This window comes from Aquimarina gracilis (assembly GCF_035285365.1).
In the GTDB taxonomy this organism is placed as follows: Bacteria; Bacteroidota; Bacteroidia; order Flavobacteriales; family Flavobacteriaceae; genus Aquimarina; species Aquimarina gracilis.
The window spans coordinates 303,081-317,232 of record NZ_JAYKLX010000002.1 but is presented as its reverse complement, the minus strand read 5'-3'; the positions used below and the strand labels follow the sequence as shown (position 1 = coordinate 317,232).

The following is a 14,152-nucleotide window of genomic DNA, read 5'->3' as shown; positions in this document are numbered from 1 at the left end:
GTTATATGTGTTTTATTACTAAAGGAATATTTACTATAAAATAATCTTTGTATTGGGTAATACTTATTTCTTGTTCATAGAGTAAACGATATCTTTTTTTTTTTAGGTTTGATAATCCTATCTTTTTTGATTCTGGTTTGTATTTTTTTGGAGAATACGTATTTTTTATTACTAAATGATCTTCTTGTATGTCTAAAAAAACTTCTACAGGATGATCTGATGAACCTTCATTATGCTTTACAATGTTTTCTACTAAAATTTGAAGTGTATTTGGTATAATGTAGTATTTGGTTTCTTCATTTCCAGCTATGTTAATGTTAAAGGTGTATGAGTTGACAAAACGTTTTTCTAAAAGATATATATAATCCTTTACAAACTCTAATTCTTTTGAGAGCAAAATGAGCTCTTGGTTTTTATAGTCAATTACATATCGGTAAATACGACTGAATGTATTTAGAAACTGATCGGCATCTTTCGATTTTCCTTTATTGATAATTGTGGATAGTATATTCAAATTATTAAAAAGAAAATGTGGGTTTATCTGATCTTCAAGAAGTTTGACTTCCATTTTTGCTTGTGTATTTTGAAGTATTAAAAGCTCTTTTTCTTTTTCTTGATAGTTTTTTATAAGTATATAAAGTAGATATAGCGTTGTGACCAATATAACTTCAAAAAGAAAATAGGTAAGCTCTGTTATAACAAATTTGGTATCCTCCAAGCCAGGGCCCAAATAATACATTACCATTATACTGTAGATTGAAACGATAATTAGGTTACCTACAGTACTATACAAAAACAGAAAACCAGTTTTTTTAAACTTTTTGCTTAGCCAGTCAATTATCAGAATACAGATTACGCCATTTAAAAAAGACCAGTATAAACCATCTGTAAAGTGAAGCCCTTCAAAACCTCCGTGAATTTTTATTCTAGTAAGGGTGTGTCTAAAAAGGCAGAAAGCAAAAAGCAGGACATATTTTAACCAGGATCTTTTGTACATAATTAGCGATATACTGGATTAATGCAAGGGGATAATAAGATAAACCAAATTTATTCAGAATTCAAGAGGATAGTAAACTCATTATTCTTTTCTTGTTTTCAAGATGTTGGTTGCATTTCCCTGTTGGTCAAAAGTTTTAATAAAGGGGGTTCCAAGAGAATCAACATAAATATGCAATCTTGGTTTTTCCGTTCTATCGGTAAGAAAAATTCCAATTTCTCCATTTGTCTCGCGACCAACAAACATTCGATTCATTTCTCTATTTCCTTTTTCATAAGACCAAAATTCTTTAAGTTGTTTTTTTAATTCTGTAGAGTCTAAGTTGCTTTGTATAATCTTTTGGTATTCTTCAAGAATTTTTTTTTGAGGTTTGTTAGATCGTTCATTAAAGATTAATCCATACCATCTTTTCCAATTTCCGTCTACAAGAGTTTCATCTTTTGCAAGGTACATAACCTGATCGCCTTTGTATTGATCAAAAGTAAAATATTGGTAACTGTTTGTGCTATCGGCATCAAAAATGAGGCCTCCGACTTCGTCTCCTTCACTATTAAAAAATACTAATCCTGGTTCTCTACTTTGTCTGTAGTGTTTTAAAGATTTGTTGTTTTCGGATGGGGATGCTTGTTTTTCGGGATTGCTAATTACGACATACTTATTGCCATTTTTTCCTACTATGTTTAACCGCTCTGCAGTAATTTCTTCGAATGTTGATTGTTTTATATCGTCTTTTTTAATTAAGTAAACTCCAATGATAACGATAAGTGAAAGATTGATGAGTGAAATTTTTTTCATGTTTTGATTTTTGATATTACTGTACGAATTGACAGCTTTATTTATGAACATGAAAATGAATTTTGATGAACTACGATATATTGTGATGAACTACGAGTTAACTCGATTGTGTATTTTAATATTCAGATTAATGAACCTATTTACTTGTTTTTTTCCTCGATCCAACGAGACATGAATTCTGTACTTCTTAATGTATGAAATTGAAGCATGCTGCCTATAAAGTTTTTTGCGCGTTGTTCTTCTAAATTTTCTCTTACAAAATTGATTTTTTCAATAAAGGCGGTATGAAATTTATTTTTTTCGAAACGCGTATTAATAATTTCTATACCGTTTTGCTGTGATTGTTGCCAGAGATTTTTGTCAGAATATAATCTTACGGCTGCTTTTGCGAAGTGATTAGGTTCGTCTGATACAAAGCCGTTCCAATCTGAATCTTCGTCCAACATGCCTTCAATACCAATAGAAGTTGTAATACTTGGTGTTCCACATAGCATAGCTTCAGCAAGTTTCCCTTTAATTCCTGCGCCAAACCGTAAAGGAGCCAGGCAAACACGGGCTTTCTGCATGACTGCTTGAGCATCTTTTGTCCAACCCTTGATTATAAAACCATCTTTTACATTATGTAATTGGGTTGCCTTTGGTGGGGGATAGGCCCCGTATACATGTAATTCTGCTTCGGGTAATTCTTTTTTTATAAGGGGCCAAATAGTTTTTTTTAGATATAATACACTGTTCCAATTTGGTTCATGACGGAAATTGCCGATAGTAATAAAGTGATCCCTTTCTTCGAAAACTGGCCATTTAGCGGTAGCTTCAGAATCAATAGAATCTAATAGAAAAGGAATATAATGTAATAAATCTTCCTGAATGTTGAACTCATGTTTAAGTAGTCTTATTTCAAAATCGGAAATTATAAGCGAAAGATCACAACGATAAATACTGGCAATTTCTCTTTTTGTAAAATCACTCAATAATAGATCTTTGATAGTGTGTTTTTTATTGGTTTTAAAAGATTCCTGTCGGGTTCTTCTTAAACTATGTAAATCTTCTGTATTAAGGATTCTAAGAGAGTCCGGACTGTGTTGAGCAACTCTCCAGCCAAATTGTTCTTCGATCATAAACCGGTCGAACATGACAATGTCGGGTTGTAATTGCTTTATAAAATGATCAAAGCTTGAGTTGTTAATATCAATATTCACTCTCGAGATTCCTAATTCGTTCAAGTCGATCATATGTTCACTGGTGGCGGCTGGACTCGCAAAAGTGATTTTCCAGTTTTTGGCTAAAAACGTGCTTATAAGTTGCAGCATTCTACTTCCTGCTGCAGATGAATTAGGTTCGGGCCAGACAAGACCTATAATTAAGACATGATTCATTTTTGGTTTGGTTTAGAATCAAAAAAGCCCCAGTTTTAACTGAGGCTAATATATCGATTGTGTTTTTCACTATAATTTGGCAAAGAGCGCTTCCATTTTTTCTTTTTCTTCTTTGGCAAGCTCTTGGTCAACTAGAATTCTCCCACTATGCTCATCAGTAATAATTTTTTTACGAGAAGCAATTTCCATTTGAACTTGAGGAGGGATTGTAAAGAAAGACCCACCCGATGCACCACGCTCAATTGGAACAACAGCAAGACCATTTTTTACATTGTTTCTAATTCTTTTATATGCATTGACCAAACGTTCTTCAATTTCTTTTTGATAATCTTCAGATTTTGCAATTAAGGCTTGTTCTTCTTTTTCGGTTTCTGCCAAAATAGCATCAAGCTCTCCTTTCTTATGTGATAAGTGTTCGTTGCGTTCTGCTAGCTTATCTTTGGTTTGAGTTATGATCTCATTTTTTTGAACAATCTGAGCTTTGTGCTCTTTAATATGTTTTTCTGCCAATTGAATTTCTAACTCTTGAAACTCAATCTCTTTACTTAGAGAGTTATATTCGCGATTGTTTCGAACATTTTTTTGTTGTTCTCCGTATTTTTTGATTAGTGCTTTAGCTTCCTCAATAAGATTTTTCTTGCTCTTGATGCCGTCATCAATAGTTTCAAGATCATTATTAAGCTTGTCTAATCTTTTGTTTAATCCGGCTACTTCGTCTTCAAGATCTTCAACCTCTAGAGGTAATTCTCCGCGAACGTTTCTAATCTCATCAACTCTAGAGTCAATTAATTGCAAGTCATATAGTGCTCTTAATTTTTGCTCAACAGTAACTTCTTTCTTTGCCATATTTTAAAGATATTGAATAGGATTGGTGTTTTTATCCGATAAAATGATTGCAAAATTACTGATTTTTTTTCTAAGATAGGTAACAATTAGGTTTTTTGTGTATTGCTCACTTTCATAATGTCCAATATCGGCAAGTAGAAGTTGTTTTTCGGCTTCATAGAATTGATGATATTTTAGATCTGCAGTAATAAAAACATCGGCTCCTGCTTGTATGGCATTTTTAATAGCAAAACTTCCGCTTCCGCCTAGTACAGCTACCCTTCGGATCGGTTTGTCTAATAATTCAGAATATCGTACACAGCCCGTTTTAAAAACATTTTTAATATGTTTTAAAAAATCTAATTCATTCATGGGTTCGGGTAACTCACCAATCATTCCCATTCCTATATTTTGGTTCTGATTTTCTAAGGTAATAATTTCATATGCCACCTCTTCATAAGAATGATTTTCAAAAAGTGCTTTTAGAATGTTCTTTTCTTTATGTTTTGGATAGGTTATCTGAATTTGAGTTTCTTTTTCATGATGAATCTTTCCAATCTTGCCTATAGTGGGGTTTGCATGTTCTTGAGCTCTAAACGTGCCAGTGCCATCGGTCGAGAAACTACAGTTATCATAATTGCCAATAGTTCCTGCGCCTGCATCAAAAAGTTTTGATCTCAAAGTTTCGGCTTCTGCAATGGGTGCAAAGGTGGTTAGTTTTTTTATGTTCCCGTTTTGGGGTATTAGGATTTTTCGATCTGTTAAGCCTAATTGCTCGCAAATCATATCGTTCACTCCATTTAAAGCATTATCAAGGGCTGTGTGTATTGCAAAAATTGCAATATCGTTTTTAATGGCTTTCATTACTACGCGTTCTACATAATTATTGCCATTAAATTTCTTTATTCCTTTAAATACAATGGGATGAAAACTTACTATTAGATTACAATTGTTTTCTATAGCTTCTTCTACGACTATCTCCAAAGTATCTAATGTGACCAATATTCCGGTAACTTTGGTGTCAGGGTCTCCTACCAATAAGCCTACATTGTCAAAGCCTTCAGCATAAGTAGTGGGAGCCAAAGCTTCAAGGTGTTGTATAACCTCTTTAATTTGCATTGTTTGTTGTTTTAAGTAAAAATTGAATGTAAAAAAACTTTTTGGGATTATCAAAGTTACGTTTCATACTTTTGTAACCATGAATCTATTGCGAAAGATACTTCTTCCTGTTGTTCCGGTCTATTACTTTATAACATGGTTACGAAATAAAATGTATGATCTGGGAATTAAAAAATCTACAGGCTATGACTTTCCGGTAATTGCCGTCGGAAATCTAAGCGTAGGCGGTACGGGTAAATCACCAATGATTGAATATCTGATTAGATTACTTAGGGAAGAAGTGAAACTAGCGACCTTGAGCAGGGGGTATAAAAGAGAAACTGAAGGTTTTCAGTTAGTTAAATCATCTTCTACGGTAAAAGAAGTGGGAGATGAACCATTGCAGTTTAAAACTAAGTTTCCAGAAGTATTTGTGAGTGTTGATAGTGATAGGCGTCGTGGTATTGCTAATCTTATAAAGTTTAATCCAAAACCTGATACAATATTGCTAGATGATGCTTATCAACATAGAAAAGTAAAAGCCGGGTTTTACATCCTATTAACTGCATACTATGATTTGTATTGTGATGATATTCTATTACCAACAGGAAATTTAAGAGAGCCACGAGAAGGTGCAAAGCGAGCTGATATTATTGTGGTAACCAAATGTCCAGAGGATATTTCTGTTGATGAAAGAAAAAGAATAAGAAAGAAGCTTAATATAGAAGATCATCAGTCTCTGTTTTTTGCAACTATTAATTATGGTAATGAAGTGATCGGAAGTTCTGAAATGCGATCTTTGGAAGTCTTTAAGAATTCTTCTTTTTCTCTTATTACTGGGATTGCAAACCCTAAAAGGCTAGTAGAGTATTATGATTCTTTGGGATTACAATTTAACCACATAAATTTCCCTGATCATCATAATTTTTCTGAGAAAGAGTTGGAGGAATTTAGGAATCTTGAACATATAATCACGACTGAAAAGGATTATATGCGTTTATCAGGTAATTTTAAATCGGATAACTTATGGTATCAGCCCATTGAAATGAAGTTTGTAGAAAACGGGGAGGAGTTTAATAAAATGATATTCAGTTATATAAAAAAATGAGGTTTATCAACTTAAACCTCATTTTTAATATATGTTTTGGCTAACTCAAATAAGCTACTATAGCTTGTGTTATACAAAATTCTTCAATAGTTATGCCAAAGTCTCTTTATGTTGTTGTTTGTTTTTTTGCCAATGCCTTATGAAGTTTTGTGAAAAACTCCTCTGTTTTATATGGTTTTGGGATGATGTCATTAAAGCCATTATCATAAAATTCATCCAAGTTGTCATCTAGCGTTACTGCTGTAAGTGCAATAATTGGGATTTCTTTGTCAAATTCTCTGATCTGTTTTGTAGCCTCAATACCACTTATACCAGGCATGTGTATATCCATAAGAATAAGATCGAAAGAGTTTTCTTTGGCCTTATTGACCGCTATATCACCATTATCAGCAACATCACACTTTATCTTATTCTTTTCCAAAATTTTTCTGGTGATTAATTGATTGATCTTATTGTCTTCTACAATTAATATATGTTTATCTGCTAATATCTTATAATCGATTTTTTTCGCTTCTTCCAGATAGTCTGTACTTTTTTCTTCAAAAATTTCAAAGGTAAGGTTGAATAAAAATTTGGAGCCTTTTCCTAATTTACTCTCAAGTTTTATCTCACTATCCATTAGAGATAAAAGATTTTTTACAATAGAAAGACCTAGCCCTGTGCCGCCAAACTTTCTATTAATTTGTACTGATCCTTGTGTGAAATTTTCAAAAATTGTTTGTTGTTTCTTTTCAGAAATCCCTACACCATTATCTTCGATTTCAAAATTGAGTGATATATTGCTTTCATTTATGTTAATAGGTTTCACTCGTATCCAGATGTCGCCATTTTGAGTGAACTTAATAGAGTTGCCAATAAGATTAATTAGAATTTGGGAAACTTTCAATGGGTCTCCTTTCAGTTTTGGAGGTATAGAGTCGTCAAATTCATAATGCAATTTGTTATTTCTATCTTTTGCCGATTTGCCTAGGGCAATTAGTACATCATTAATTCTTTTCTTTAAATTAAAAGAAGTGTTTTCTAATTCCACTTTGTTAGCCTCAAGTTTATTAAGGTCTAAGATGTTGTTAATTAATGATAACAGGTATTCCCCAGAAAATTTAAGGGAATTCAAATGCTCTTTTTGATTTGGTGTCGGACTTTCCTCTAGCAAAAGGTGCGTAAGTCCGGTAACAGCATACAAAGGAGTTCTTAGTTCGTGGGTAATTGTAGATAAGAACTGAACTTTGGCCTCACTCGCTCGCTCTGCATTTTCTTTTGCTAGAATAAGCTCTGTATTCTTATTTTGCAGCAGTTCGTTGGCTCTGGCTCTTAAATTATTGTTTTTATAAAGAGATAGGGTTAATAACGACAATATAGTAATAAGGGCTATACTCAGGATTGTAGTTAGTCTTCCTAATTTTAATGATTTGAGTTGTTGGTTATTTTCTTCGGTGAGCTCTTCAATTAAAACATTATTTTCATTAAGATTCAGTTTAGCTCCTGCTTCTTGAACAATTATTTCCTTATTAATATTAAATAATGAATCTGTAATCCTTTTGTGGGTTTTAAGATTGCTTAATGAGGATTGGTAATCTTTTTTATGCTCGTAAATCTTACTATAAATAAAATAACATTCGGATCGTATTCTGGTATACTCATTTTCTTGCCCAATTTTCATAGCCAGATCATTTGTTCTTAATGCTTCGTCGGCTTGATCTTGCGCTAATAATGTTCTCGCTTTATTTATATAAACTTGTGCTTTAAAGTAACTTAAATTAACAGATTCTATTATGGGTAGACCACTATTAAAATATGCTATAGCGGTATCGTATTGTTTCTGTTCAAGTGCAAGAAGTCCTAAATTGAGTTTTATAGGGCCTTCAAGTCCTTTAGTTTTGCTTTTTTTTGTGATTGATAATGCTTCTTCAAGAACTTTTTTTGCGGTATCAAATTTTTTAAGTGCTATAGCAATTGAGCCATAAAGAGAATATGAATGCGCTAGCATATTTTCATCGTCGAATTCTTTATGAATTTCTATGGCTTCCAAAATTTGCTCTTCTGCCTGGTTGTAATCACCTAATTCTCTGTATAGCTTGGCTAGTACCATTTTGGTTTTGGCATTGTAGGCTTTACTTTGATTATTAGGAGTAAGATCTTTTGCTATAATTACATTAGAAAGTGCAAGCTCTAATTGGCCTTTATTTATAGCTTTTGAGGCTTCTATTAAATAATGGTCAATAGTATCATTTGTTTGTATGTTTGTTTGGTTATCAGCTGTTTGAGCCGAAGTAAAAAAACAACAAACTAATAAAATTATAAATATAAATTGTCTTATTGGGGTTGGCATTTTTCCTCTAAAAATCTCAACTAAGATAGTTATTTCTTACAAATGTTGACAATTAAATCAATTATTCTATTACTATAACCAATTTCATTATCATACCAACCAATTATTTTGACCATCTTTCCTATTACTGATGTCATTAAAGAATCGAATACGCATGAATGTGGATTGCCAAGAATATCTACAGAAACAATTGGATCTTCAGTATATGCCAAAATACCTTTTAAATGTGTTTCGGATGCTCTTTTAAAAGCCTGGTTTATTTCGTTGATCGATGTCTCTTTTTTTACATTGAATGTAATATCGGTTAGTGATCCATCTGGAACAGGAACTCTGATACCACATCCTCCAATGACATCACTTAATTCTGGAAATACTTTTGTTAAAGCTTTTGCAGCTCCTGTAGTTGTTGGGACAATAGATTGGCTTGCAGCTCTAGCCCGTCTTAAATCCCTATGAGGTTGATCGTGTAAGCTTTGATCTGTTGTGTAACTGTGTACTGTGGTGATATAGGCTTGCTCAATTCCGCATAGATCATTAATGATTTTAATCATTGGAGCAGCATTGTTTGTTGTGCATGATGCGTTGGATATTATGGTTTCAGAGCCATCAATAATATGATCATTAACTCCAAGCACTATTGTTTTAATGCTGTCCTCCAACGGTGGGGCAGAGAGTATAACTTTTTTTGCTCCCGCTATTAAGTGTTTTTGAGCCAGAATTTTAGTCTTAAATTTCCCCGTAGCTTCTACAACAATATCAACATTATATTTTTTCCAATTGCAATTTTCAGGATCTTTTATGTTAATCAAAGGAACCTTAATGTTTTCAGCGATGATGTGATCATCATTGTAAGATATGTTTATGGGTAAAACTCCATGAATGCTATCATATTTAAGCAAGTGACTTAGAGTTTTGGCGTCTGCTAGGTCATTAATAGCAACAACCTTTATACTAGGATGATTTAGTAATAGTCTGAAAAGATTGCGACCTATTCTTCCAAAACCATTAATGGCAATTCTTGTTGGTGTATTCATCAAATCCTCTTACTATTGTATAGGTTTATGGGTTAGGTTAAATGCTTTTGTGCTTTATAAGAAGATCTAACCAAGGCGCCACTTTCGACATGTCTAAACCCCATTTCTAATCCAATTTCTTCGTATTTTTTGAATTGATCAGGAGTAATAAATTCTTTTACCGGTAGATGTTTTTTACTTGGTTGTAGATATTGCCCTATAGTAACAATGTCTAAATTTACTTCTCTTAGATCCTTTAGAGTTTGAATGACTTCATCTTCTTTTTCACCCAATCCCAGCATAATTCCACTTTTGGTGCGTCTTATGCCATTATCTTTTAGGTATTTAAGTACTTGTAGACTTTGCTCATACTTAGCCTGTATACGAACTTCTCGTGTTAATCTTTTTACCGTTTCCATATTATGGGAAACCACCTCAGGACCAACAGCAATTATCCTGTCTATGTTTTTAGTTTTTCCCTGAAAGTCTGGAATTAATGTTTCTAAAGTGGTTTCAGGGTTCATTCTACGAATGGCTTGTATAGTTTCTGCCCAGATTATAGAACCTCCATCAGCCAGATCATCTCTATCAACCGAGGTAATTACAGCATGCTTTATTTTCATTATTTTTATAGATCGGGCAACTTTTTCTGGTTCTTCCCAATCGACAGTTTCTGGTCGTCCTGTTTTAACTCCACAAAACCCACATGATCGTGTGCAAATATTTCCAAGAATCATGAAAGTTGCTGTTCCTTCACTCCAGCATTCACCCATATTAGGGCAACTACCTGATGTGCAAATAGTATGCAGGTCATACTTATCTACTAAACCTCTTAGTTCTGTATATTTTTTACCCGTAGGGAGTTTAACTCTTAGCCATTTTGGTTTTCCTATTTTTGGGGCAATCGCAGTAGCTTCATTGTTCATACAAGCAATATTTTCAACAAAAATACAAAGAAAGCTTAGATTATATTGAGTTTAAGTAAAAGTTATGATTTTGATAGGTGCACTGGGTGATTTTTTATTGAATTAATCTAAAAAGGGAAAAAGTATTTTGAAAAATTAGTTTTCTAATAAAGATAGTTAAAGCTTGAGTCTAAATATTTTTTTAACAAGAGGTTAAAATTTAGTTAACATAAAATTTTTTCTGATTTTAAAAGTTATTTGTCATACAAAAAAAGACAAAAAATCATGCAGGAAGAGTTGGTGAGTCCTAAAAAAAGGCTTAATAATCGAAAGCGTGTTGAGAAATGGCTTCTCAAAAATCAAAGGTATATCAATATTACCGCTATAGAAAAAGAGATATCTGCTCCAAAAGGATTGATTCAAAAGTTTGTTAAGTATGATAAAAAAATCAATGATAAATGGATCGATCCTTTATTTATGGTTATCAAAGGGTTTACTTCTTTTAACCTAAGATCCTAGTCAAGTTATTCTTTTTTATTGTTAATTATTTCAGATAATAATTTCTTTGCTCTCAAAAGTTTTACCTTAACATTATTTATGGGTTCATTAAGATTCTGGGCAATTTCTTTGTAGCTCAGTTCTTGAAAATACCGCAAGTTAATTACTTTTTGATAGGGAGGTTTTAATTGTTTAATATATAAAAGTAACTGGGCAAGATTTTGCTCGGTAATTAATTTATCCTCTGGTGTGGGATTATCATCTGCTATTTTATAAACAGAATCATCAACTTGTGTAGTAGTTTGAGATTGAATTGAAGCATTCTTTTTTCTAAGAAGATCTATATGAATATTTTTGGATATTTGAATTAACCAAGTCTTAAAGTTATATTCTTCTTTAAACGTTTCTATCCTATCAAAGGCTCTGGAAAAACTTTGTATGGTAATATCTTCGGCCTCATATTCGTCTTGTGTTCTTTTTAGTTGAAAATTATAAACATCATTCCAAAATGTATCAAGCAGGAAGTTAAAAGATGCTTGATTTCCATCTTTTGCTTTAGAAATATGCTCTTCTAATAAAGTAAGACGTTCTTTTTTCAATGATTTTTTTTTGAGCAGACTATGCCTGTTTGAGGAAAATTATTTTGAATGTTCTTGTTCGTTGCAATTTGCATATTGATCTGGAGTTTTTCCACACAAAGAACACGATTCCCCCTCTTTATTTAGAAACGGACTTTGACTTGCACAGGTTCCAGCAAATTTTCCATCTTTTTTGGCCCATAATTTTATAGCAATTCCTCCAAAAGCCAATAGTAACAAGCCGATTGTAAGTAGTAAAAGTTTCATAATAATGTAAAACTATCAAAATTAGCTGCAAAGATACGAAGAATGTATTGCTATCTAGATATAAAACAAAAAATTAAGATTTATAATAATGTTTTTTAATAAGATTTTTATAAAAGGTCTTGCGCTAATTGATATTTCAAAAATCTACTTTATTATGTTTACCTCGGTTTCCAAGTTGATATTGAATCTGTTTTTTATTTCTGATTGAATTATTTTTGATACGTCCAGGATTTCCTGGCCAGAAGCATTATCATAATTGACCAGAACTAATGCTTGTTTTTTGTGAACTCCCGCATCCCCCCAGCGTTTACCCTTAAAACCACTTTGTTCTATTAACCAACCTGCAGGCACTTTAACCTTCTCTTCACTCACTTTATAAAAAGGGATATTGGGATGTGATTTCTGAAGTTCAGAAAAATGGTCTTTAGGGATCACCGGATTTTTAAAGAAACTACCGCTATTACCAATTTCTTTAGGGTCAGGGAGTTTGCTTTTTCTAATTTGGATTACTGCATCAGAAACATCTTTAATTGTTGGGGTACTAATATTGTTTTCTGCCAAGGCATTTTCGATAGCTCCGTAACTTGTGTTAAGAATATGATTTTTTTTGCTCAATCTGAAGGTGACTTTGGTAATGATAAATTTACCTTTAGCATCATTTTTGAAAATAGAGTTACGATATCCGAATTTGCAATCTTCGTTTGAAAACAAATGTTTTTGACCCGATAATACTTCGATAGCTTCACAGCTTACAAAAGTATCCTTTAATTCTACTCCATAGGCTCCAATGTTTTGTATAGGAGCGCTCCCTACATATCCTGGTATTAAAGATAAATTTTCTAATCCGCCATAATCATTGCGAATACAATGTAGAACAAAGTCATGCCAATTTTCTCCTGCATTTGCGGAAATCATAACCGAATCATCGGACTCATCAGTGACGGTTATTCCGGGTATTGCAATGTGTAAAACTAAAGCATCAATGTCTTTGGTTAAAAGCATATTACTACCTCCACTTATAACGAATATCTCTTTTCTGTTTTTCTTTAAAAGGACATTTTTCAGTGCTACTTCTGAAGTGATTTTTATAAATTCTGAAGCGATTACCTCTATTCCAAAAGTATTGTAATCTCTTAAAGATTTGTTGTATTCGATATTCATTGATCGTTGTATTTTTCTAGGGCTAGCTTCAGGATGTTAACCGCTTTTCTTAGATCTCTTCTGTTTAACACATAGGCTATTCGAACTTGATTTTCGCCAACATTAGGACTTGAATAAAACCCAGAAGCAGGTGCTAACATAACAGTTTCGTTATCCAAATCAAATTTATCTAACAACCATTTGGTAAAGTCATCGGCATTTTTAATAGGTAACTCTGCAATACAATAAAATGCACCTTTAGGAGTAGCAACTTTTACTCCAGGTATTTCTTTAAGCCCCGATACTAGAGTGTCTCTTCTTAATTTATATTTGGAAACCGTCTCTTTATAATATGTTTCTGGCGCTTCCAAGGCAGCTTCACTAGCAATTTGAGCTAAAGTAGGTGGGCTCAATCGTGCCTGTGCAAATTTCATTGCAGTTTGTATTACACTTTTGTTTTTGCTTACCATACAACCAATTCGGGCACCACACATACTATAGCGTTTGGATACAGAATCTACTACAATAGCATGCTCATTGAGCTCTTTTTCTTGCAGAATTGAATAATGCTCGGAGTCGTCATAAACAAATTCACGGTATACTTCATCAGAAATTAAAAATAAATCATATTTGATAGCTAATTCTGCAAGTTGTTTTATTTCTTCTTTACTATATAAATATCCCGTTGGGTTTCCTGGATTGCAAATAAGAATTGCCTTGGTCTTTGGTGTAATAAGTTTTTCAAATTCTGTAATAGATGGCAATGCAAAACCTGTTTCTATTTTTGAAATAACAGGAACCACCTTAACTGTCGATTGCGTTGAGAAACTATAATAATTAGCATAAAATGGCTCGGGCACTATGATTTCGTCACCAGGATCTGTTATACTTCCCATGGTGAAAATAAGTGCTTCACTACCTCCTGTCGTTACCAAAATATCTTCAGAAGATATCGTAATATCATGCTTCGCGTAATAACCGGCAAGTTTATTTCTGAAGCTTTCAAAACCGGCAGAATGGCTATAGGCCAGAATATCCAATTGATTGTTTTTAACGGCATTAATTGCCTCAATTGGTGTTTTAATATCTGGTTGACCTATATTAAGACGATAAATATGTTTACCTTCTTTTTCTGCTTTTTCTGCAAAGGGAACCAATTTCCGAATCGGAGATTCTGGCATTGCGTTGCCTTTACGTGATACTACTGGCATCTTTTATGATTT

General features: G+C 33.0%; 14 protein-coding genes. 2 read left to right on the top strand and 12 right to left on the bottom strand.

Features of this window, described 5'->3' with window-relative positions:
• Position 1: 1 nt before the first annotated feature.
• From U6A24_RS04380 to U6A24_RS04360, 5 genes are all read right to left on the bottom strand, one after another.
• The gene (locus U6A24_RS04380) at positions 2-997 is read right to left on the bottom strand and encodes a sensor histidine kinase (protein WP_324178724.1); all 996 of its coding nucleotides are present in this window, start codon (positions 995-997) and stop codon (positions 2-4) included.
• 81 nt (positions 998-1,078) lie between these two features.
• Positions 1,079-1,792: a hypothetical protein gene (locus U6A24_RS04375; RefSeq protein ID WP_324178723.1), complete on the bottom strand. Its 714-nt coding sequence runs from the start codon at positions 1,790-1,792 to the stop codon at positions 1,079-1,081.
• A gap of 140 nt (positions 1,793-1,932) precedes the next feature.
• Positions 1,933-3,168 (bottom strand): glycosyltransferase family 4 protein, encoded by a 1,236-nt coding sequence (locus U6A24_RS04370; RefSeq protein WP_324178722.1) that lies wholly within the window; start codon positions 3,166-3,168, stop codon positions 1,933-1,935.
• Between the two features lie 69 nt (positions 3,169-3,237).
• The gene (locus U6A24_RS04365; protein ID WP_324178721.1) at positions 3,238-4,014 is read right to left on the bottom strand and encodes a zinc ribbon domain-containing protein; all 777 of its coding nucleotides are present in this window, start codon (positions 4,012-4,014) and stop codon (positions 3,238-3,240) included.
• 3 nt (positions 4,015-4,017) lie between these two features.
• Positions 4,018-5,112 (bottom strand): Nif3-like dinuclear metal center hexameric protein, encoded by a 1,095-nt coding sequence (locus U6A24_RS04360; protein WP_324178720.1) that lies wholly within the window; start codon positions 5,110-5,112, stop codon positions 4,018-4,020.
• 22 nt (positions 5,113-5,134) lie between these two features.
• On the opposite strand from U6A24_RS04360, the gene lpxK reads away from it, so the two are divergent.
• Complete coding sequence (gene lpxK / locus U6A24_RS04355; RefSeq protein WP_324178719.1) at positions 5,135-6,199, top strand: tetraacyldisaccharide 4'-kinase; 1,065 nt, start codon at positions 5,135-5,137, stop codon at positions 6,197-6,199.
• A 106-nt stretch (positions 6,200-6,305) separates the two neighbouring features.
• Here lpxK and U6A24_RS04350 read toward each other — a convergent pair whose 3' ends face one another.
• Genes U6A24_RS04350 through lipA form a run of 3 tightly spaced genes read right to left on the bottom strand, consistent with a single transcriptional unit; the run spans position 6,306 to position 10,467 of the window.
• Positions 6,306-8,528 carry a response regulator gene (locus U6A24_RS04350; RefSeq protein ID WP_324178718.1) on the bottom strand — a complete coding sequence of 741 codons (2,223 nt, stop codon included), beginning with the start codon at positions 8,526-8,528 and terminating at the stop codon, positions 6,306-6,308.
• A 29-nt stretch (positions 8,529-8,557) separates the two neighbouring features.
• On the bottom strand, positions 8,558-9,562 hold the full coding sequence (gap, locus tag U6A24_RS04345; RefSeq protein WP_324178717.1) for a type I glyceraldehyde-3-phosphate dehydrogenase: 1,005 nt from the start codon (positions 9,560-9,562) through the stop codon (positions 8,558-8,560).
• 32 nt (positions 9,563-9,594) lie between these two features.
• A complete protein-coding gene (gene lipA / locus U6A24_RS04340) occupies positions 9,595-10,467 on the bottom strand; it encodes a lipoyl synthase (protein WP_324178716.1) in 873 nt (290 codons plus the stop codon).
• Between the two features lie 237 nt (positions 10,468-10,704).
• Here lipA and U6A24_RS04335 point away from each other — a divergent pair, with 237 nt between their 5' ends.
• Positions 10,705-10,965 (top strand): hypothetical protein, encoded by a 261-nt coding sequence (locus U6A24_RS04335; RefSeq protein ID WP_324178715.1) that lies wholly within the window; start codon positions 10,705-10,707, stop codon positions 10,963-10,965.
• A 5-nt stretch (positions 10,966-10,970) separates the two neighbouring features.
• Here U6A24_RS04335 and U6A24_RS04330 read toward each other — a convergent pair whose 3' ends face one another.
• The 4 genes from U6A24_RS04330 to U6A24_RS04315 form a co-directional block, all read right to left on the bottom strand.
• A complete protein-coding gene (locus tag U6A24_RS04330; RefSeq protein WP_324178714.1) occupies positions 10,971-11,543 on the bottom strand; it encodes an RNA polymerase sigma factor in 573 nt (190 codons plus the stop codon).
• Between the two features lie 39 nt (positions 11,544-11,582).
• On the bottom strand, positions 11,583-11,789 hold the full coding sequence (locus U6A24_RS04325) for a membrane or secreted protein (RefSeq protein WP_324178713.1): 207 nt from the start codon (positions 11,787-11,789) through the stop codon (positions 11,583-11,585).
• 144 nt (positions 11,790-11,933) lie between these two features.
• Positions 11,934-12,950 carry a UDP-N-acetylmuramate dehydrogenase gene (gene murB / locus U6A24_RS04320; protein WP_324178712.1) on the bottom strand — a complete coding sequence of 339 codons (1,017 nt, stop codon included), beginning with the start codon at positions 12,948-12,950 and terminating at the stop codon, positions 11,934-11,936.
• A complete protein-coding gene (locus U6A24_RS04315; RefSeq protein WP_324178711.1) occupies positions 12,947-14,140 on the bottom strand; it encodes a pyridoxal phosphate-dependent aminotransferase in 1,194 nt (397 codons plus the stop codon). The genes murB and U6A24_RS04315 overlap by 4 nt, the downstream gene beginning before the upstream one ends.
• Between the last annotated feature and the right edge of the window lie 12 nt (positions 14,141-14,152).

Bases quoted from the DNA above. Each gene is read 5' to 3' on its own strand.
- U6A24_RS04380 (WP_324178724.1), bottom strand. From the start codon at position 997: ATGTACAAAAGATCCTGGTTAAAATATGTCCTGCTTTTTGCTTTCTGC.
- U6A24_RS04375 (WP_324178723.1), bottom strand. From the start codon at position 1,792: ATGAAAAAAATTTCACTCATCAATCTTTCACTTATCGTTATCATTGGA.
- U6A24_RS04370 (WP_324178722.1), bottom strand. From the start codon at position 3,168: ATGAATCATGTCTTAATTATAGGTCTTGTCTGGCCCGAACCTAATTCA.
- U6A24_RS04365 (WP_324178721.1), bottom strand. From the start codon at position 4,014: ATGGCAAAGAAAGAAGTTACTGTTGAGCAAAAATTAAGAGCACTATAT.
- U6A24_RS04360 (WP_324178720.1), bottom strand. From the start codon at position 5,112: ATGCAAATTAAAGAGGTTATACAACACCTTGAAGCTTTGGCTCCCACT.
- U6A24_RS04350 (WP_324178718.1), bottom strand. From the start codon at position 8,528: ATGCCAACCCCAATAAGACAATTTATATTTATAATTTTATTAGTTTGT.
- gap (WP_324178717.1), bottom strand. From the start codon at position 9,562: ATGAATACACCAACAAGAATTGCCATTAATGGTTTTGGAAGAATAGGT.
- lipA (WP_324178716.1), bottom strand. From the start codon at position 10,467: ATGAACAATGAAGCTACTGCGATTGCCCCAAAAATAGGAAAACCAAAA.
- U6A24_RS04325 (WP_324178713.1), bottom strand. From the start codon at position 11,789: ATGAAACTTTTACTACTTACAATCGGCTTGTTACTATTGGCTTTTGGA.
- murB (WP_324178712.1), bottom strand. From the start codon at position 12,950: ATGAATATCGAATACAACAAATCTTTAAGAGATTACAATACTTTTGGA.
- U6A24_RS04315 (WP_324178711.1), bottom strand. From the start codon at position 14,140: ATGCCAGTAGTATCACGTAAAGGCAACGCAATGCCAGAATCTCCGATT.